The organism is Telmatobacter bradus (assembly GCF_048629425.1).
In the GTDB taxonomy this organism is placed as follows: Bacteria; Acidobacteriota; Terriglobia; order Terriglobales; family Acidobacteriaceae; genus Telmatobacter; species Telmatobacter bradus.
This window is the reverse complement of sequence record NZ_CP184532.1, coordinates 52,952-72,045: the sequence shown is the minus strand read 5'-3', so window position 1 is coordinate 72,045 and position 19,094 is coordinate 52,952. Positions and strand designations below refer to the sequence as shown.

The 19,094-nt window shown below is 58.6% G+C and carries 22 protein-coding genes; 11 read left to right on the top strand and 11 right to left on the bottom strand.

The features are described from left to right. Positions 1 to 7 precede the first annotated feature (7 nt). From ACOBR2_RS00315 to ACOBR2_RS00295, 5 genes are all read left to right on the top strand, one after another. Entirely contained in the window at positions 8 to 295 is a 288-nt protein-coding gene (locus ACOBR2_RS00315; protein WP_420238087.1) for a putative quinol monooxygenase, read from the top strand. A 245-nt stretch (positions 296 to 540) separates the two neighbouring features. Next, entirely contained in the window at positions 541 to 1,050 is a 510-nt protein-coding gene (locus ACOBR2_RS00310) for a nuclear transport factor 2 family protein (RefSeq protein ID WP_420238086.1), read from the top strand. A gap of 442 nt (positions 1,051 to 1,492) precedes the next feature. Continuing rightward, on the top strand, positions 1,493 to 1,834 hold the full coding sequence (locus tag ACOBR2_RS00305; RefSeq protein WP_420238085.1) for a hypothetical protein: 342 nt from the start codon (positions 1,493 to 1,495) through the stop codon (positions 1,832 to 1,834). A 9-nt stretch (positions 1,835 to 1,843) separates the two neighbouring features. Next, positions 1,844 to 2,689, top strand: a complete 846-nt coding sequence (mutM, locus tag ACOBR2_RS00300) for a bifunctional DNA-formamidopyrimidine glycosylase/DNA-(apurinic or apyrimidinic site) lyase (protein ID WP_420238084.1) — start codon at positions 1,844 to 1,846, stop codon at positions 2,687 to 2,689. Positions 2,690 to 3,700: 1,011 nt separating this feature from the next. Then, positions 3,701 to 4,558 (top strand): response regulator, encoded by an 858-nt coding sequence (locus ACOBR2_RS00295; protein ID WP_420238083.1) that lies wholly within the window; start codon positions 3,701 to 3,703, stop codon positions 4,556 to 4,558. A gap of 88 nt (positions 4,559 to 4,646) precedes the next feature. Here the strand turns inward: ACOBR2_RS00295 and ACOBR2_RS00290 are convergent, their stop codons facing one another. Together ACOBR2_RS00290 and ACOBR2_RS00285 are read right to left on the bottom strand one after the other, a co-directional pair. Further along, positions 4,647 to 4,985, bottom strand: coding sequence for a histidine triad nucleotide-binding protein (locus ACOBR2_RS00290; RefSeq protein ID WP_420238082.1), 339 nt, complete (start codon positions 4,983 to 4,985; stop codon positions 4,647 to 4,649). Positions 4,986 to 5,077: 92 nt separating this feature from the next. Then, entirely contained in the window at positions 5,078 to 5,869 is a 792-nt protein-coding gene (locus tag ACOBR2_RS00285; protein WP_420238081.1) for a carbon-nitrogen hydrolase family protein, read from the bottom strand. Positions 5,870 to 5,971: 102 nt separating this feature from the next. Here ACOBR2_RS00285 and ACOBR2_RS00280 point away from each other — a divergent pair, with 102 nt between their 5' ends. Further along, the gene (locus ACOBR2_RS00280) at positions 5,972 to 6,337 is read left to right on the top strand and encodes a rhodanese-like domain-containing protein (protein ID WP_420238080.1); all 366 of its coding nucleotides are present in this window, start codon (positions 5,972 to 5,974) and stop codon (positions 6,335 to 6,337) included. Positions 6,338 to 6,433: 96 nt separating this feature from the next. Here the strand turns inward: ACOBR2_RS00280 and ndk are convergent, their stop codons facing one another. After that, entirely contained in the window at positions 6,434 to 6,850 is a 417-nt protein-coding gene (ndk, locus tag ACOBR2_RS00275; protein ID WP_420238079.1) for a nucleoside-diphosphate kinase, read from the bottom strand. A 123-nt stretch (positions 6,851 to 6,973) separates the two neighbouring features. Between ndk and ACOBR2_RS00270 the strand changes: the two genes are divergently transcribed. After that, entirely contained in the window at positions 6,974 to 9,037 is a 2,064-nt protein-coding gene (locus tag ACOBR2_RS00270; RefSeq protein WP_420238078.1) for a M13 family metallopeptidase, read from the top strand. Here the strand turns inward: ACOBR2_RS00270 and ACOBR2_RS00265 are convergent. From ACOBR2_RS00265 to sucC, 5 genes are all read right to left on the bottom strand, one after another. Continuing rightward, entirely contained in the window at positions 8,982 to 10,217 is a 1,236-nt protein-coding gene (locus ACOBR2_RS00265) for a glycosyltransferase (protein WP_420238077.1), read from the bottom strand. The genes ACOBR2_RS00270 and ACOBR2_RS00265 overlap by 56 nt on opposite strands. Before the next feature lie 144 nt (positions 10,218 to 10,361). Further along, positions 10,362 to 10,658: a hypothetical protein gene (locus ACOBR2_RS00260; protein ID WP_420238076.1), complete on the bottom strand. Its 297-nt coding sequence runs from the start codon at positions 10,656 to 10,658 to the stop codon at positions 10,362 to 10,364. Between the two features lie 200 nt (positions 10,659 to 10,858). After that, positions 10,859 to 11,734 (bottom strand): succinate--CoA ligase subunit alpha, encoded by an 876-nt coding sequence (sucD, locus tag ACOBR2_RS00255; protein WP_420238075.1) that lies wholly within the window; start codon positions 11,732 to 11,734, stop codon positions 10,859 to 10,861. Positions 11,735 to 11,773: 39 nt separating this feature from the next. Beyond that, positions 11,774 to 12,115, bottom strand: a complete 342-nt coding sequence (locus ACOBR2_RS00250) for a four helix bundle protein (protein ID WP_420238074.1) — start codon at positions 12,113 to 12,115, stop codon at positions 11,774 to 11,776. 67 nt (positions 12,116 to 12,182) lie between these two features. Further along, positions 12,183 to 13,358: an ADP-forming succinate--CoA ligase subunit beta gene (sucC, locus tag ACOBR2_RS00245; protein WP_420238073.1), complete on the bottom strand. Its 1,176-nt coding sequence runs from the start codon at positions 13,356 to 13,358 to the stop codon at positions 12,183 to 12,185. A gap of 238 nt (positions 13,359 to 13,596) precedes the next feature. Between sucC and trpD the strand changes: the two genes are divergently transcribed. After that, positions 13,597 to 14,658 (top strand): anthranilate phosphoribosyltransferase, encoded by a 1,062-nt coding sequence (gene trpD / locus ACOBR2_RS00240; protein WP_420238072.1) that lies wholly within the window; start codon positions 13,597 to 13,599, stop codon positions 14,656 to 14,658. 146 nt (positions 14,659 to 14,804) lie between these two features. On the opposite strand, the gene ACOBR2_RS00235 is transcribed toward trpD, so the two are convergent. Together ACOBR2_RS00235 and ACOBR2_RS00230 are read right to left on the bottom strand one after the other, a co-directional pair. After that, positions 14,805 to 15,179, bottom strand: a complete 375-nt coding sequence (locus ACOBR2_RS00235) for a hypothetical protein (RefSeq protein ID WP_420238071.1) — start codon at positions 15,177 to 15,179, stop codon at positions 14,805 to 14,807. Beyond that, positions 15,176 to 15,778: an RNA polymerase sigma factor gene (locus ACOBR2_RS00230; RefSeq protein ID WP_420238070.1), complete on the bottom strand. Its 603-nt coding sequence runs from the start codon at positions 15,776 to 15,778 to the stop codon at positions 15,176 to 15,178. Before ACOBR2_RS00230 ends, ACOBR2_RS00235 begins: the two co-directional genes overlap by 4 nt. Before the next feature lie 132 nt (positions 15,779 to 15,910). Between ACOBR2_RS00230 and ACOBR2_RS00225 the strand changes: the two genes are divergently transcribed. After that, a complete protein-coding gene (locus tag ACOBR2_RS00225; RefSeq protein ID WP_420238069.1) occupies positions 15,911 to 16,339 on the top strand; it encodes a hypothetical protein in 429 nt (142 codons plus the stop codon). A gap of 134 nt (positions 16,340 to 16,473) precedes the next feature. On the opposite strand, the gene ACOBR2_RS00220 is transcribed toward ACOBR2_RS00225, so the two are convergent. Beyond that, entirely contained in the window at positions 16,474 to 16,950 is a 477-nt protein-coding gene (locus ACOBR2_RS00220; protein ID WP_420238068.1) for a hypothetical protein, read from the bottom strand. A gap of 178 nt (positions 16,951 to 17,128) precedes the next feature. On the opposite strand from ACOBR2_RS00220, the gene ACOBR2_RS00215 reads away from it, so the two are divergent. Together ACOBR2_RS00215 and hslV are read left to right on the top strand one after the other, a co-directional pair. Continuing rightward, entirely contained in the window at positions 17,129 to 18,376 is a 1,248-nt protein-coding gene (locus tag ACOBR2_RS00215) for a glycosyltransferase family 4 protein (RefSeq protein ID WP_420238067.1), read from the top strand. Positions 18,377 to 18,466: 90 nt separating this feature from the next. After that, positions 18,467 to 19,036: an ATP-dependent protease subunit HslV gene (gene hslV, locus ACOBR2_RS00210; RefSeq protein WP_420238066.1), complete on the top strand. Its 570-nt coding sequence runs from the start codon at positions 18,467 to 18,469 to the stop codon at positions 19,034 to 19,036. The last annotated feature ends 58 nt before the right edge of the window (positions 19,037 to 19,094 follow it).

The following is a 19,094-nucleotide window of genomic DNA, read 5'->3' as shown; positions in this document are numbered from 1 at the left end:
CAACAAGATGGTAAGTTTTATCGCCCGTTTCCGTTTTCCGAGCGAAGATCGCGCTGAGGTGCTTGAGGCAGTCCGCCAACTAGTGGCTGATTCCCGCAAGGAGCCAGGTTGCCTGACCTATATTCCCGCTCATCCTGAAGCTGACCCTGACACGCTGCTGATCCTTGAGCAGTATGCCGATGAAAAGGCTCTGGCTGCACATCGCGATTCGGAACACTATAAAAAGTATTGCGTAGCGGTTCTCTTCCAGAAGATGAAGGATCGCGAGATCGAAAATCTGGTAGCCCTCGGCTAGAGCGGAAATCTGCGTGTGACCAGCGCATGCTCTGTAGTCGAGCGCGGCACACGCCAGAACCATTCAAATTACATCGTTACTTTTGGGTCCTTCGTTTCTGAAAGCAGACCAGCTTTAAAGCGGATGCAAATAGCTTATTTTTCTGCGATCTTTCCTGCTCAGATCACATGGCGGAATCACTTCAACCTAAAGTGTATTGCCGCTCGTTGACCTGTCTTCCGTTTCAGGCTACTATCCAGACGGTTATGCTTGGCTTCGATCTCATTTCGAGCGGTTGGTTGCGGCGCATGCGCCACGGCCTGTGGCTGCTTGCGCTTCTGCTCTTCGGACTGCAGATGAATGCACAGGCCAAGCTGCCCCACCGGCACGATCAACGCCACCAGATTGATCAACTGGAAGAGGTCTGGCGTACAGCGGTTCTGCATGCCGACGTCAATGCCATGAGCAACCTGCTCAGTGACGATTACATCGCCATTACCGCCAGAGGCACTCTGCTGACCAAGGATCAGACCCTCGATAAACTGCGTTCCGGTAAGGTACACGTCAGCGCGCTAGAGCTCTCAGACCACCGGGTTCGCTTCTATGCCCAAACGGCGGTGGTCACCAGTGAAGCGTCCATGGAAGGCAGCAACTCCGAGGGCGAAGTCTCCGGCCACTTCCGCTATACGCATGTGTATGTGAAAAATGCCGGGGGCGTCTGGAAGATTGTCAGTTTTGAGGCCAGCCATATCCACGAGGCCCTCCAACTGCACTAACCAAAATAAAGTTTGCAGAAGAATTCTGCTCTTTTGGTAGCATGATTTTATTGGTTGCGGGGCATCTGCCGCTACGCGATAAGTTTCATTCCGGTAATTTCTTCACAACTTTCCCTATAAAAATTCCAAGAGTACCGTGTTCTGTTTTGAGTCATTTATTTATTTTGGATCATCTACGTAGATAAAGCGCATTATAGGTCCAGGTAACTTGAACAAGTTACCGATGCCCGGACAAGAGGGCTACCCGCAATGGACATTTTGTTTGGCAGATGAGATAAGTTTCTTTCTTTACGGATATTAAGTCTCTTCTTCTCCTGCAAAAGCGGGTTTGTTCCTCCTGAAATTATGCCTTGTTCTGCCTTACTTTCGGGCGAAGATTCGTTCGCCTCGGCCACGCAGGCTGGCCTGTTCTTCACCTTCTGCATACTGGAGGGAGTTTCTGATGAAATCAGCTCGCATTGCCATACTGCGTATTCTCTCGCTGCTCCTTCTTTTGCCGGGACTCGGTGGTTTGATCTTGTCCACAATCACTTCGGCGCATTATCTGCAGACGCTGCCACACTGGCCGATTCCCGAGGAAGGCCGCATGATTCCGCGGGACATCCACGGCGTTTCGGTCTATCAAACGCCGGAAGAAAATCATCATCTAAACCGGATTGAGTATTCTTCCGTGGCTTTTCTTGTGGTGGGCGCGGCCTTTGGCCTGATCTATTTGGAGAAGTGGAACGATGAGACGCCTGAGGACGCAGAAGAAAATGTTCATCTTGCAGAAAGCAAAGGCTAAATTCTCCCCATGCCGGAATTGCCCGAAGTAGAAACCGTCGCCAGTGGCGTCCACAAACGAGTGGGCGGAGATCGCATTCTCGATGTCTGGTTCAGTAGTTATGCTCAACCTTTCAAAACGCCTGCGGCCCGTCAGGCACGCGGACTGGAAGGCCGTTTTTTTCTGGCCGTACATCGCACCGGCAAACATATTGTCTGTGAGATGGCCTCCGCCAAGCCGGACCGGCGCAAGGCAGCACAGGCGGCAGATGCACAGTGGATTGTGCACCTGGGCATGACCGGCCGCCTGTTGGTGACTACGCCCGACGCTCCGTTAGCCACCCATACGCATGCGCGGCTGACGCTGGCCAGTGGCAAAGAGGTGCGTTTTGTGGACCCGCGCCGCTTTGGTCGGCTGGAATGGCGGGATCTGGCCAAGGAGATGCCCTTTACCGCCGCCGGCCAGGAACCTCTGGGTATTGAGTCCGAGGCATTTGCGGCGCTCTTCCGGGGGCGCAAGCTGGCCATCAAGGCAGCGTTGCTGAACCAGTCTCTGCTGACCGGCGTGGGCAACATTTATGCCGACGAAAGCCTCTTTCGCGCCGGAATTCGCCCCACCCGCATGGCGGGCCGGCTCAGCCGCGCGGAACTGGAAGGGCTACGGACGCATCTGCGCCGGGTGCTTGAACACGCCATCCAGTTGGGTGGTTCCTCGGTCTCTGATTATGTAGACGCCGAGGGGGTACGCGGCTTCTTCCAACTGGAGCATTGCGTCTATCAGCGTACGGGCGAGCCGTGTCGGGTGTGCAAGACGCCGATCAAAAAGATTGTGGTGGGAGGAAGAAGCACACATTTTTGTGCAAAGTGTCAGCATTGAAGTGGGAAGCCGGGCATGTTCTATGGTTTATGGAATGTTTTTCTGCAATTCCTACCAGAAAGCAAAAATCCTGGAGCACTGCAAGCGTCTAAACCATTGATATAAAGATGAAATAAAAATGGCACGGTAATTGCTATATAGAAAGTGCCAGTGATAATCCGGCGGTTGGAAATACAGACCGCCACAGAAGAGCAGATTCCCGGCAAGAGCCAACGCCATTGAGCGGCCCCCCAAGAGGGCATTCCGGCTGGGAAAACTGCAGTAGGTGCGGGGTTTAACCACCGCCCACATTGATTACGGGAGGCCAGTGGCCTGTACGGGGAACCAGAGAAAAGCCACTCCAAGCGAGTGGCTTTTCGTGTATCCGAAAGCGCATCCTTCCCAAATCCATCTCTAGTGTATTTTTCGTCCGGGCGAGTATCCCTTGCACGTCCTTGGCTCTTCCCTGTAGTATCGGAGTTGCCTGTTGAACGGCTGATGCTGACCTCCTCAAAATATGGGTGTCAAGCTCGCCGCCAGGCACGATTCTTTCACCGTTCGACAGCTTGTCTCAGACATTGTCCCCGGTGAAGGCTCGCTGGCAATACCTGAGTTCAATGCGGGCCGCAACGCCGGCGTCGATTCTGGAAGTTTGTAAATCCGGATCGGATGCGCGTTAAGTGCAGCCAGAGCATTCGGCGGATTTTGAAATGCAGGGCCACATGGAACCGACCATCCTGGTCAGTGGGCGCAGGGTGTGCAGTTCTAAAGCTTGACTGGATCCAGTGACAGGAACCCGAGAGAATACAGCGGAATCCCGTAATGCATTTCCTTTTTGAGTCAAAGCGTACAACCACCGGGCCGGCAATGCGCCAGAGAGTAGCTTCTTCAGGACTGCGCCTATTGTCCGGACCCCCTTCAGGCAGAGTTTCTACTACAGACCGGTCTTCCGGTCGGTTGCCAAACAACTCCGGACAGAGGAACGTCTCGGGCAGCAAGGCAACCTAGAGCAATGCATCAGGAAGTCAAAGCATGACGACAGAAACCACTCAGGCTCCTGTGGAATCAGGACCGGCCTCTGACAACGGCCAGGGGCAGTCGCAGGGACATCGCCGCCGCCGCCGCCGCCGCAAGAACAAATCTCCAAACCCGGTAGCACAGCAGGCGCAAACGCCTCAGACGGCACAGGCTCCCTCGGCTCCGCCGCCGCAGGCCAAGCCGCCCGTGCAGCCCCGGAAGAAGAAAAAGGTCTTCCAGAAGGCTCCGCCAGCCCAGCCACAGCCTGGCAATGGCAGCGCGCCACAGTTCCGGCAGCGCAAGCCCAAGCAGAAGACGCCGCGTGAGTTCGTCGGTCCCATGGACCACAGCTATCGCGTAGTGAATGGCAATGTGGCCGATGGCGGCGGCGCTACAATCCCGCTGGGCGGCAGCCGCGCAACGCACTGGGAAGAGCCTTACGTGACTCCAGCACCGATCCGTCATGATGCACCCACCCGCATCTATTGCTTCATCGAAGATCTCTTCTTTACCGCCAAGATTCAGGACACAGCCAAGAAGCTGGGCGTCAAGGTAGAGTTTGCCAAGGGCGACAAGGAGACGGTCGCACGTCTGTTTGAGCTGCCCGTGGAAGAGCGCCCGGCGCTGCTGGTCTTTGACCTGAACAACGCCAACGCCAAGCCGCTGACGCTGATTCCAAAGTTCAAAACCAAGTTCAAGCGTTCGGTCTCGATGGTCGGATTCCTCTCCCATCTGCAGGGCGACCTGAAGGCCAAGGCGGCTGAGGCCGGTTGTGACACGGTCATGCCCCGTTCGGCATTTTCACAGGGTCTGCCGAATATGCTGCGCCGCTACGGCGTGGACGAAGAAGAAGAAGACAAGCAGCCGATGTAACCATTGCAAGACACAACAAAGCAAAAGGCGCACCCCTGCGGTGCGCCTTTTGCTTTTCAGGTTCCTCGGGCTCTTTTATCCCTGCTTTTTATCCTGGGGGCCAGGTCATCGGGCGTCCGCCCACCAGGTGCACATGCAGGTGGTCCACGGTTTGGCCGCCGTATTCGCCGGTGTTGATCACTACGCGATAGCCATTGCCCAACTTCTTCTGGCGGGCGATTTCAGCGGCCACCAGCAGCAGATGACCGAGCGTATCGCGACTGTCGTTGTCGGTATCATCCAGCGAGTTGAAGTGCTCACGGGGCACAACCAGAACATGGGTGGGCGCCACCGGGTTGATGTCGGCAAATGCGTACACCTTCTCATCCTGATAAACCGGGGTGGAAGGAATCTGCCCTTCGACGATCTTGCAAAAAAGGCAACTCATAGCGTCCCCAGTGTACACGCAGGCCAACACCGTGCAAACCAGGATACGAAATTTTCTGTAGGTGGATTCTTCTGATGGTACTGCAAATCCATTTATGCAACAGGCCGGTAACGGCTGGCCAGAAGCAGTGTGGCCGTGCCCAGATCGAGTTCGGCCAGAAGTAGCCCTTCCTGCCCGTAGGGCTGGGCGCAAAGCAGCGCACCTTCAGGGTCCGCAACGGCAGAGGTGGTAGGGGAACCCTTGCTGGCGCAGTTTACCGTGGCTACAAAGCAGGTGTTTTCAGCGGCGCGGCACAGAATCGCCTTTTCGTGAAAGCTGTTGGCCTGTTCGCCAAAACTGGTGGGCTGGTGGCTGCCGGGTTCGGCCTCACTCAGGTGTGGATGCAGTACCAGTTGCGCACCGTGCCGCGCCGCCCATCGCACGGTTTCAGGATAGCGAAAGCCCTCATGGCAGATGGAAACGCCGAAGGTCAGCCCGGCAGTCTCAAAAACTCTGCGCTCGCTGCCTGGAGCATAAATCGCATCCTCGGAAGGATCGAGCTGGACCTTGTCCTGAAAGCCCAGCAGAGCGCCCTCGGCATTGAAAACGACCGCTGTAATGCGCAGCGCGCCGTCAACGAGGCGCTCTGTGCCAAACACAACCGCGACGCCGGCCTGTTGGGCAGCCGTACCGATTTGCCGCAAGGCGTCGGCCAGAAAAGCCGCGTCGGGCGCGGGAATCTGCTTGCCCATGCAGCGATAACCAGGAACAAAGGCTTCAGGAAAGCAAATAAGTCGCGCTCCTGCCCGGCCCGCCGCAAGCACGGCTTCAACTGCGGAACGCAGACTTTCGTCAGGAGAGGACGGAAAACGCAGATTGGCAAGTGCGATGCGATAAGTGCTCATGCAGGAAGCATAGCAAGCAGGTGGGAATTTTGCTGCTTCTTACGGCGCGGATTGGGGAAGAAAATACTGACACAAAATGCGTGCGCATGTAAGCTATTGCGCATGAACTGGTTTCCTTATCTTCTTCTGGTTGTGGTCTTCGCGTTGTTCTGGCTGATTCGACGAGCGGGTCTGGTTTCGGAGCGCGAGGCCATTGAATTGCTGCGCAAAGGCGGTGTGCTGCTGGACGTACGCACGGCAGGCGAGTTTGTGGCGGGCCATCTGGCCGGAGCAGTGAATCTGCCGCTGAACGAGATCGAAACCCAGATCACGCGACGGGCCGAAGCCAGGGATCAGGTGCTGTTGCTGCACTGCCAGAGCGGCGCGCGCAGCGGCATGGCCTGCAAAAAACTGAAGGCTATGGGCTATCTGCACGTCTTCAATCTAGGCTCGTACGCGCGGGCCGCCAGCATTCTTGGTCGGCGATAGAAAAAGGTTGTTTTCGGGCGCGGAGAGAACTGTCCTCGTGTTTTCCCAGGTCCCAAAAGCGGGACCTGGGGCACCCAAAGAGTGCTGCAATTCTTTCTAGAGCAGCTGGTAGCCGGCGAACCAGTAGCCAAGTTCAAAAGCCGCAGTTTCCGGTGCATCGGAGCCATGGACGGCATTCTCCTGAAGCGAACCGGCGAACTTCTTGCGCAGGGTTCCCTCTTCGGCGTTGGCCGGATTGGTGGCGCCCATCAGCTTGCGCAGGTCGGCAATCGCGTTTTCCTTTTCCAGCGCCAACAGAACCAGCGGACCCGACGACATGAAGTCCGTCAGCTCGCCAAAGAAGGGCTTGCCCTGGTGCACAGCGTAAAAGCCCTCGGCCTCGCGCTTGCTGATCGACTGCTTGCGCAGCGAAATGACGCGGAATCCGGCCTTGTCCAGCTCAGCCAGAATCGCTCCAATGTAGCCCTTGCGCACTGCGTCGGGCTTGATGATGCTGAATGTACGTTCGAGCACGTGTGTTGCTCCTGTGGGGAATGCTTTCCGCAATCATTTTATGCCATTTGTGAAAGCTCTCAACCAGCGCTGATCCGTGTTTTTGCCTACGAAAGAGGAGCAGGCCTGAGTTAAATTAGCAGCATGCAAACTATCTGGAGGACCTCCCGTTGCCTCTTCCTTCTCTCGGCTGCCGCGCTGATTCCCGTGGCGCTCCACGGCCAGAGCACACCGACGCCAGCCACACCCGAACTGCGCGTCTTCGATTCCTCGCTGATTGACCCGAGCGTTGACCCCTGCGAGAACTTCTATCGCTATAGCTGCAATGGCTGGTTCAAGCGCAATACGCTGCCTGCTGACCAGACCTCGTACGGCCGCTTTACCGAGCTGGCCGAACTGAACCGCGCGCATCTGCGCGAGATTCTGGACGCGGCCTCTGCTCCGGGCACGAATCGCACCGCCAACGAGCAGAAGATCGGCGACGATTACGCCAGTTGCATGAACACGGCGGACGTGAATGCCAAGGGCCTGCAAGCCTTGCAGCCGGAGCTGACGCGCATCGATGCGCTCACGGCCAAGGATCTTCCTGCCGAGCTTGCGCACCTGCATCAGATCGGCGTGAATGCCTTCTTCGGCATCGGCTCCGGGCAGGATTATGCCGACTCCAGCGCGGTGATTCTCTTCTTTGGATCGGGTGGACTGGGCCTGCCCGAGCGCGACTACTACACGCGCACCGACGCCAAGAGCCTAGAGCAGCGCAAGCAGTATGTAGCGCATGTGGCCAAGATTCTTTCGCTGGCCGGTGAGTCTGAGGCGCAGGCCGCCAAGGATGCGGAGGCGATTCTGGCGCTTGAAACGCGTCTGGCGAAGGCCACGCTCACCATTACCGAGCAGCGCGATCCGCAGAATCTGAACCACCCCACCACCCTCGCGGCTGCCAGCGGGCAGTTCAAGCACTTTGACCTGCATGCCTATCTGGCTGCCGCCGGAGCGCCTGCCACGGGCAAGGCCAATCTGACCGAGCCCAAGTTTTTTGCAGAGTTCGATCGCGTAGTGGCGGAAACGCCCATTAGCACTTTGCGCGTGTATCTGCGCTGGCAGCTGCTGCATGAATATGCTGGAACCACCCTACCCCAGAGCTTCGATCAGGAGAACTGGAACTTCTATGCGCATACGCTGAACGGAGCGGAAAAGCAGCAGGACCGCTGGAAGCGTTGCACGGCGAATGTGGATCGCGGCCTCGGCGAAGCGCTCGGTCAGGTGTATGTAGCCAAGTACTTTCCGCCCGCCGACAAGCAGCGCACACTGGAGATGACCGAAGCCATTGAAAGCGCCATGGAGAAGGACATTGACGCTCTGCAGTGGATGAGTCCAGAGACCAAGGCCAAAGCCAAGGAAAAACTGCACGGCGTGATGAACAAGGTCGGCTACCCCGACAAGTGGCGCGACTACTCGACGCTGGAAATTGTGCGCGGCGATGCGCTGGGCAATGCCATGCGTGTGCACCAGTTCGATTGGGTGCGCGATCTGAACAAGATTGGCAAGCCCGTCGACAAGGGGGAGTGGCAGATGACGCCGCCCACTGTGGACGCCTACTACGATCCGCAGATGAACAACGTCAACTTCCCTGCCGGCTACCTGCAGCCGCCGTTCTTCAGCGGCAAGGAAGACGATGCGGCGAATTATGGCGACATGGGTTCGACCATTGGCCACGAACTGACCCACGGCTTTGACGACTCGGGTCGCCAGTTCGACAAGGACGGCAACCTGCGCGACTGGTGGACGCCTGCCGATGAGAAGAAGTTCACCGATCTGGCCGATTGCATGGTCAAGCAGTATGACGCAATCGAGGCTGTGCCCGGTGTACACCTGAACGGCAAGCTGACGCTCGGAGAAAATCTGGCCGACCTGGGTGGTACGTGGCTGGCCTGGAAGGCATGGTTGGAAGTTGCTGCGGTGGCACATGTGGACATGAATGCGAAGACCGACGGCTACACACCCGACCAGCGCTTCTGGATTGCCTATGCGCAGCAGTGGTGCACCGAGACGCGGCCCGAGCAGCTCCGCAGTCAGGCGCTGGGCAATGAGCATGCGCCCGACGAGTACCGCGCCAACAGCATCCTGCAGGATCTGCCCGAATTCGCCAAAAGCTTCAGCTGCAAAAAGACGGCTGCCATGGTGAGTCCGAAACCCTGCCGGGTGTGGTAACTGTGCATGCCGCAGGTGCTTTCGCGAGCGTCTGCGGCAAAAGCCGCGCAAGGCTGACTGCCTCCAGTTCCAACAAGTGAGCGCGGGCCTGCTGGCCAATCGCCTGCAGGGAATAATTCTGCTGAATCACGCACGCAGCCGCCACGGCATCCGCCTTGGCCTGCGTGCGTTTTTCGTAGACCTCGCGCATGCAGGCGGTGGCGTGCTCCAGGTTAGGCTCGGCCCACTGCATGGTGGAATCGAAGGCGAAGCGGAAGGTGTGCTCACGCTGATTGGCAGCGGTTAATTTGTACTCCACCAGCCGATGCCGCCGCGCATCCAAATAGTCGAGTGGGCCAGAGTGCGCCGTGGAGATGGTGGGCGTGCCCTTGGCCGCCGCATCAAACAACGGATAGCACCAGCCCTCGCCCCGATGCAGTGAGACAAAGCAGTCGGCCCGCTGCATCAGAGAGGCCAGACAATCTTCCGGCCAGGTGAGCGGAAAGATGCGCACCCGCTTTTCCAGTTGATCGGGACTGGGAGGATTGGCCCGGGCGATGGCTGCATGAATCTCGCGCCGTGCAAGCTCTTCACTGGTGAAGGCAAAGTTGGTTTTGATGAGCAGAAGCACATCGGGCTCCTGCGGAAAGGCGCGCAGAAATGCCTCGATTATGCCATCCAGATTCTTGCGTTCCTGCCATGTGCCTGCCGCCACAAAAACGAAGCTCCCGGCGGGAAGATTCATCTCTCGGTCAAAGGCGGCGCGGTCATAACGGGGCGCTACCATCGGCGTGACGGGATGGGGCAGACGATAGACCGGCACCTGAAGCTGCTGGCGAAAGTTTTCCTGATTGTAGTGGCAGGGAACCCAAACTTCACGAGCGCGATTGAGCGCCTCCACATAGCACTGCGGCAGGCGATCAGCTTCCCATGTGGTCATGACGGCCAGACGCGGATCGTAGCCGCTGAGGCGTTGGAGGTGATTTGGCTCAGTGTGCCAAAGGTGCAACGTAGGATCGCCCGGCCGGTCCCGCAACTGCTCCAAACGCGCACCAGCCTCACCCGGCCTCGGCCTGCTGTCCAAACTGACCACTGACAGGTTGATCCCTGCTGCGTCAAAAGCCTTCACGTAGTTGCGCGCGGCGCTTCCGTAACCGGTGCGGGCGTACACATAGCCGTAAAACTGCAGCATGGAATTCATCGTCGTTGCGAGCATTCCTTTGCGAAGGCGGGCCGTTACTTATTGCTTCGGTCCAAAAGATTTGCGTCGTGCTTCCCCACCCAGGCCACAAGAACTGGGCGAGGGTGGGGCACCCGAGAAGCTATGAATTTCATTGAAAAAAGGCTAACAAGGTTTGGACGGATAGTAATAAAGGGTTCCGTACACGCAGCTGCCCGGGCGGCTTTCGGCCCGTTCCACCTGAATGGCAAACTCGTCGTTGACGGGAATGCAGTTGGAGACCCGTTTGCAGCGTTGAATACTTAAAATCGACCAAGCCCGCCGCACACAATGCGCCGAAAGCGAGAGTTGGTAGTCGGAGGGGCTTTCGGCCCAGGCGACCACGTTCGTACAACACTTTGTATTGCCGCCGGCACTGGGCGGCGTGAGCAGATGAACCTGTGCAGTCCAAAGTTCCTTCATGACGCTACTCGTCTTGCAAACAAGATGCCAACTGTTCGCAGTCCTGTTTGAGGAATTCTGAAGCTTTGCGATTTTGCACTGCATTCTGTGCAGTATGCCTCAGAACGCAGAGGCGCGGCATGGGCAGGCGCGACAGCAAAAAAAGACCCCGCCCAAAGGCGGGGTCCTGTCCCTGATTTGCAGTGGGGGGAAAAACGTACTTATGCTTTGCCGATCACGCGGGCGAGGGTTTCACCAATTTCGGCCGGCGAAACCACCACATGAATGCCTGCCGCGCGCATGGCCGTCATCTTGTCGGCGGCCGTGCCCTGGCCTCCGCTGATGATGGCGCCAGCATGGCCCATGCGACGACCCGGAGGCGCGGTCTGCCCGGCGATGAAGCCAACCACTGGCTTCTTCACGTGTTCCTTCACGTAGGCTGCGGCAATCTCTTCGTTGGTGCCGCCGATTTCGCCAATCAGGATGATGGCTTCGGTGGCAGGGTCTTCGTTCAAAAGTTTGAGCGCGTCAATGTGAGTAGTGCCGATGATCGGATCGCCGCCAATGCCGATGGCCGTCGACTGCCCGATGCCGCGCTGGGTAAGTTGATGCACTGCTTCGTAGGTGAGCGTGCCGGAGCGCGAAATAATACCCACCGAACCTTCCTTGTGAATGCGGCCCGGCATGATGCCGATCTTGGCTTTGCCCGGCGAGATGACGCCGGGGCAGTTCGGCCCGATCAGCCGCGACTTCGAATGCTTGATTTTGGCCCAGACCTTCACCATATCGAGGGTGGGAATGCCCTCGGTGATGCAGACGATCAGGGGTATACCGGCGTCTTCCGCCTCCAGAATCGCATCGGCGGCAAAGGGTGGCGGCACAAAGATCATGGTCGCATTCGCGCCCGTCTTTTCGACCGCATCCTGCACCGTGTTGAAGACCGGCCAGCCCTCGTGGGTGGATCCGCCCTTGCCCGGCGTGACGCCACCCACCACTTTGGTTCCATACTCGGCGCATCCCTTGGCGTGGAAGGTGCCTTCCTTGCCGGTAATGCCCTGCACGATGAGTCGGGTTTCGTTGTCTACTAAAACAGCCATTTGAAAGCTCCTAGCTTCCAGCCTCTAGCTTTTCAGTGTTTACAGGAACGCAGCCAGCATCTTGGATGTTTCGACGCAAAGCTCTTCGGTCTTCTGCGTCTGCTGCGCATCCCCAATCTTCAAGCGACGGGCTAGTAAAAGCTGCGTTTGTACCTCGTAGTTGGAGCCAAGGGCGATGGCCAGAAAACGCCTGAAATCGCCATCCGATCCCCGGCCGCGTCCCTCGGCAATATTGCTTGCGACGGAAATGCTCGCACGGCGCAACTGGGAGGTTAATCCATAGAGTTCTTCCGGAGGGAATTGCCGCGTCAGCTCATACACTGCTTCAGCAAGCTCCATGGCTCGCTGCCAGACGGTGAGGTTCTGAAAATCCTGCGACATCGCGCTCTCCTAAAACAGCTTCCAGCTGCTAGCTTCTAACTACTGGTTTTTAGCTAGCAGCTGGAAGCTAGAGGCTGGAAGCTGCTTTTACCACCATCTCCGCGGCTTCTTTCATCGTTGCCCCCACCTGGAAGTTCAGGCCGGAGTCCTTCAGAATCTGGCGACCTTCTTCTACGTTTGTGCCTTCCAGACGCAGCACGATGGGCAGTGTGACGCTGAGTTTGCGGGCGGCGGCCACTACGCCCGTAGCCAGACGGTCCACGCGTAGAATGCCGCCAAAAATGTTAATGAAGATGGCCTTCACGCTCTTGTCGCTGAGCAGGATTTCAAAGGCGTGTTCAATCTGTTCCTGGGTTGCGCCGCCGCCCACATCCAGAAAGTTGGCCGGGCTGCCGCCCGCGTACTGGATGATATCCATGGTGGCCATGGCCAGGCCCGCGCCATTCACCATGCAGGCAATCGAGCCGTCCAGCTTGATGTAGTTGAGCGCATACTTGCTGGCCTCAACCTCCAGCGGATCCTCTTCGGCCACGTCGCGCAGGACCTTGATCTCCGGGTGGCGATAGAGCGCGTTGTCGTCGAAGGTGATTTTGGCGTCGAGGGCAAAAAGATTGTCGTCTTTGGTGGTGATGAAGGGATTTATCTCGACCAGCGAGGCGTCGGTGTCAAGGAAGGCTCGATAGATGGCCTGCAAAAAGCTGGTGGCGGCGTTGATCTGCGTCGGCTTGAGGCCGAGGACGAAGGCCAGTTTGCGGGCCTGCCATGCGCCAAAACCCACCGCCGGGTCAATGGTTTCCTTGAAGATGGCCTCGGGAGTTTTGGCGGCCACCTCTTCAATCTCCATGCCGCCAGCCTGCGAGGCCATGAAGACCAGTTTGCCGGTGGCGCGATCGAGCACAATGCCCAGATAGAGCTCACGGTCAATGTCGGCTGTTTCTTCGAGGAGCAGTTGCTGCACCTTCTGGCCTTGCGGACCGGTCTGGTGCGTGACCAACTGCATGCCGAGGATGTTTTTGGCGTGCAGATCGGCCTCTGCCAGCGTACGGGCCACCTTCACGCCACCGCCTTTTCCGCGGCCTCCGGCGTGAATCTGGGCTTTGACGACGACGCCCGATGCGCCATCGTCCAACAACCTGCCAGCCACACGCGAAGCCTCTTCGAGCGTGCCTGCGACCTCACCCCGGGGTACGGCGACGCCGTACTTGGCCAGGATCGCTTTCGCTTGGTACTCGTGAATTTTCATGCTGGATTGAACCGCCCATCCGCTTGCAAGAGGAATTCGGTCTGCGGTCCGTTGAGCGTCGGACCCGGGGGAACCGTTGCAGCGGTACAGAAATACTATCTCTCGGATTCGAAAAGCGGCAATCGGATTCAGGAACTCTTTTGCGGGCAGGATTCCGGGCTTCTTCTGCCTCCGGAATTGGAACCCCGGCCCTCCTGTCCAGCGCCAGCAAGGAAAGCAGTGGCCGTATCATAGATGTATGAGCTTGGTGAAAGATCTTTTGAAGCTGGTCGCCGAAGACGGTGCGGCGCTGACCCGTCCACAGGCCGCCGACGTCCTCAAGGCGATTCTGGCCGGCGAGGTTCCCGAGGTGGAAACCGCCGCCCTGCTGGCCGTGCTGGCCACGCGCGGGGAACAGGTTGCCGAACTGGCTGGTTTTGTCGAGGTGATGCGCGAGCGCGTGACCCCACTGCCGCTCACAGACGCCGAGCGCGAAGAGCTGGTGGACGTGGTGGGAACCGGCGGCGGTGGGCCGCTGACCTTTAACATCTCCACCGGTGCGGCCCTGGTGGCTGCCGCGGCTGGCGCCAAGGTGGCCAAGCACGGCAATCGCGCCGTTACCTCCCGCTGCGGCACGGCCGACGTGCTGGAAGCGCTGGGTGTGCCCATTGAGCTGACGCCCGAGCTGGCCATCGAGTGCCTGCGCGAAACCGGCTTCATGTTCCTCTATGCGCCGCTCTATCATCCGGCCATGAAGACGGTGGGGCCGCTGCGCAAGGCGCTGGGCTTCCGCACCATCTTCAACCTGTGTGGCCCGCTGAGCAATCCGGCCGAGGCCCGCACCCAGGTGATCGGCGTGCTCAGCCCCAGTAAGGTGCTGCTGGTAGGCCGTACGCTGGCCGAACTGGGCGCCAAGCGGGCTTTTGTCGTCCACGGCTCCGACGGCATCGACGAGCTGACCACCACTGGTGAATCGGTTGTGGCCCGCGTCATTGAAGATGAGCAGACCGGCAAGTCCACGCTGAAGGCCGCGCGCATCACCCCCGAAATGGCCGGTCTGGAGCACAGCACGCTTGACCAGTTCATTGGCGGCGATGTGGAGACCAATACCAGCCTGCTCTACGACGTAATTACCGGCATCAAGGGCGCGCGCCGCGACATTGTGCTGCTGAACGCCGCTGCTGCGCTGGTGGCCGCCGGCATGGCCGGGGACCTGAAGCAGGGTGTGGCCATGGGCGCCGAGGCCATTGACAGTGGCATGGCCGCCGCCACGCTGGCCAAGCTACGCCAGTTCGCAGCCAAGCACGCGGGCAAAAATTGACGCCATTTCCAGACGCAAACAGGAAAGAGCCGGTCCTTGGGACCGGCTCTTTCCTGTTTGCGTTGCATTTTGTCTTCCCGGCATATTCTTGAAAAGCGAAGGGAGCATGGTCCTTCCGCGGCTGCGGAGGGTTTTTCGCGTTCACTTCACGCCCGCAGCACCAATTGCCGAGTCAGGCTCCACGCGCCCAGCAAGACAACTACAGCCAGCGCCACTACCACGTTGGGATTGTGCAGATCGAAGTTCCATGAAACTACCGGAGCTGAGCTTTGCAACGATTCTTGCACTTCCGCAATGAGCGTCGGCACAATCTTCCACGCGCCCCAGCCACAAGCCCCGACTAATGCAATCGCCGCTGGCAATACGCGCTTCCACGGCAATGGAATTGGCGCGGGCGCTGCCGCTTCTTCGCGTACCTGGTTCATCACTGCATCCAGAAAGCCCGAACTCGGCACAATCTCGCTTTCACTGGCCAGAATGCGGTCGATTGTCTCTTCTTCCCTCTCTCGTTTCTGATTCATCGCACCGCCTCCCTGCCTGTTTCCGTTCTTGCCAAACACTCCAGTTGCGGAAAGCGCTTCTTCAGCAGATCGCGCGCCCGCTTGAGCCGTGCCTTGAGTGTGCCCGTGGGCACTCCCATCGTTTGTGCCGCCTCGTCCACGTTCTTCTCATGAAAATAGAACAAAATTACCGGTTCGCGATAGCGTTCAGGCAGGGCCAGCACGGCGCGACGCACAGCTTCGTCCCGACGCTGGCCTTCCACTGTGGCTAGTTGTGCGGGTGCGACTGCGGGTTCATCCACTTCGTCCACGGCCGCAGTCTCCGTCGGAAAGTGCTTCAATTCGCTGCGAAAAACATTCGCCGCCAACGCAAACATCCAGGTGGAGAAGGCTGCATCACGCCGCCAGCTTGCCAGCCCACGCCAGATCCGGACAAAGGCCTCCTGGGCCATCTCTTCGGCGCGTTGGCGATCACGGCAGTAGCGCCAGGCCATATTCACGAGCGGTCCCTGCCAACGGCGCACAATCTCGGCAAAAGCCTCGGTGTCGCCCGCCAGCACGCGCTCCACTGCTTGCAGATCGCTCTGCTGCGCCTCGCCGGTCTGAACAAGAAGACTCACGCTTGCGGCTCCTGTGAGAGTAGGACAGGCTCTTTGCGCGAACGGTTGCATTTTATCGCGCAAAAAGAAAATGCAACCGCATTCTATCCGCTCCGGTCTTACCGCTCGAAAGCAAAACCTGGAGGTTCAACCATGCATCTCTTCCTTGCCAGTTTCTTCGAACAGGATCTTTCCAGCGTTGCCCTCTTCGGATTCTTGGCTGTGGGCGCAATCGCCCTGTTCGGCATTTTTCTTCCCATCAGCAGCTGGGCCGATGCCCGCCGCCGTGAGCGCGAGGCCTACTATAAGGCTGAAACCCTGCGCCGCATCGCCGAATCCACCACCGATGGTGCCAAAGCAGCTATCGAGTTGATACGTGAACAGGAGCGCCAAGCTAGCCTGCACAAGCGCGAGGGCATAAAGGTTGGTGGCTTAGTCAACCTTTTCCTCGGCATTGCGCTGACCGTTTTTCTTTACGCACTCTTGGGCCCACACTCACCCTATCTGTGCGGTCTGATTCTGGCCGCCATCGGTGCGGCCCTGCTGATTTACGTGTTTTTCATGGCTCCGCCCATCGAATAGCACAAACGCAGAAAGCCTCGTTACCTGTTCTTCCGGGTCATGAATCGAAGCAGCAAAAAAATCTCCGGACCTTCAGTCCGGAGATTTTCGCATTCTGACAATGTGTGAGCGCAGGACGCTCTGGAGCGTGACTTTTACCCTCGACCGGGGCGCAGATGGCTCAAATCCAGTGGGTCAGGATCATCGAAGTTAGGCAGAAGTGGAATGCCTTTGCGCAGGCCGGACCAGTCCTCTGCCACCACGATGCTATTGGGCGGATTGCCGGGCTGGTAGCGCACCGAACAGGGAAAGCCGGCACGGATCTGGGCCGTATTCACTACCGCGCTCATGCCAGTAATGTCCTGGCTGCACTCGTAGTCCACGCCGCCGATGCGGTAGCTGTAAAGCAGCAAGGTCAGGGTGTGCTGGTCCTCGGTAGTTACCTCATAAATATCCAGCAACATGCCGTCCACCAGGCGACCGGACTGCACCAGAAACTTGCGTCGCGCTCTTTCCAGTTCTTCCGGTGTGGGCCGGTGACGGTACACAAGCCACAGCGCCACGCCGCACACAACGGCGCTGGCCGCGAGTCCGGCGGCAATCTCCAACTGATTGATATCGATAGTGAACATGGAAGACACGAGCAATACCTGCTCCCTGTAAGAGCATACCGCAGGCGCGCCCTGCCTGCCTGTGCGGAATAGGTCCAGCGGGTATGTTTTCTGTGTCGGGAATCCAAATTTTGCCGAAGTATATCTTTGGTATGATAGGAACTCCTGGGGCCCGATTGTTTCTTGAGGGCATTCTTTGATGCATGTTCAGAAGGATTCTCAGGGTTCCGGCCCCGCAGCTATCCATAAAAATCTTCGTTGTATTGTGTATGCGCTGGGGCCCGGAGATGTTGCGGGCCATTTCCGCCTCTGCCAAGAGGGCAAGCAGCCGCCCTTCCAGATGTGCAATGCCTTCTCCGAGCAGTTTTTTGAAGCTTGCCGCGACCGCTACCGCCTGGTTCTGATCTCTTCCCATGAGCGGCGCGATGTATTCATGCTCGGCCCGCATCGCATGGAGAATCTACCCCGCTCGCCGCTCTATGCCCGCAGCGGCCTCGGCCATCATCTGGACATGTTTTTCTATGGCCTCGGCATCGTCTTCCGCGCTCTTCGCAATCGCGCCTCGGCTGTCATCGTCGATTCCGGCACTACACACTGGTTTCTTCTTGCGCTGCTCTGGCTCTTTCGCATCCCGGTGATTGCCGTCTTTCATAACACCCTGTGGCCTGCCGGTTTTCCTCCCCAAGGCCGTGCGGCGCGTCTTCTGCTTTCACTCAACGGCTGGTTCTTCCGCCGTATTGCGGCAGCTTCGGCCTGTGTTTCGCCGGAATGCATGCGTCAAGTGCAAACCGCTGCCGGCCAGACACACGGTCCCGTCTATCAGTACCGCGCCCAGTACCGCACCGGCTTTCTGAGCACCGTGCCGCCGCCCGACCATGCGAGCACGCCTTTCCGCATCCTTTTTCTGGGACGCATCCAGGACTTCAAGGGCGTCTTCTTGCTGCTCGATGCGGCGGAACAACTGGAGCGCGAGTTTCCCGGCCGCTTTGTCTGGAAGATCGTGGGTTCTGGTCCAGCCGAAGCTCAACTGACCCGGCAAATCCAGGAGCGCGGCCTGCAATCCATTGTGCAGATGCCCGGTCCGCTGGCCAATGCCGCCGAAGCCCTTGCTACGCTCACCTGGGCGCACCTCGTCACCGTGCCCACCACCTCGGCTTTCTTTGAAGGATTGGCCATGACCGCCGCCGAAGCCGCGCTCTCCGGCCGTCCAGCGCTGGTCAGCTCCGTGGTTCCGGCAGCGGAAGTTCTGGGCGCGGCAGCCCTCCGTTTTGAGACGGACAATCTGGACGCATTCACTGACGCATTGCGTCTTCTGGCCTTTGACGCCACGGCCTACGCCCACGCACAACAGGCCACGGCTGCGGCTTCCAGCCAGTTTTATGACCGTTCCCGAAGTCTGGGAGCGGTTCTGGAGCAGGCTCTCGCCGCGCTCTTCACCCCGTCATAAAACCGCAGTTCCGCGCAAAATGACCTATACTCTAGGTTGCATCGAATGGTGCCGGAGCCTACGCTTCGCGCCTTCCCCGGAGGATTTTTCTTGGCTGAAGAGAGAGTAGCAGGGCCTGATCGCGCCCGGATCCGTTCCACCACCGTCATCTGCGTCCGCCGCAACGGTCTGGTTGTCATGGCCGCCGACGGGCAGGTTACCCTGGGCGACCACGTGCTCAAGCACTCAGCCCGCAAAATCCGCCGCCTTTACCAGGGCAAGATTCTGGCCGGCTTTGCCGGTTCCACCGCCGACGCCTTCACCCTGTTCACGCGTTTTGAGAACAAGCTGGAACAGTTTGCCGGCAATCTGAACCGTTCGGCTGTTGAGCTGGCCAAGGACTGGCGCACCGACAAGATGCTGCGCAATCTGGAAGCCCTGCTCGTGGTGGCTGATCTGAACCAGACCTTCCTGATCTCCGGCTCGGGCGACGTAATCGACCCCGACGAGGATCTGGCGGCCATCGGCTCAGGCGGACCCTACGCTACGGCAGCCGCCCGCGCCCTGCTCGAAAATACCGAGCTTGACGCCCGCAGCCTCGCCGAAAAGGCCATGAAGATCGCCGGTGAAATCTGCATCTACACCAACGATCGCATCACCATTGAAGAGTTGAAGGCGTAGCAGGCTGGCTTTCCTTCTTTGCCCACGCTCCGGCGCAGCAAAAAAGCAGCAAGCCTGT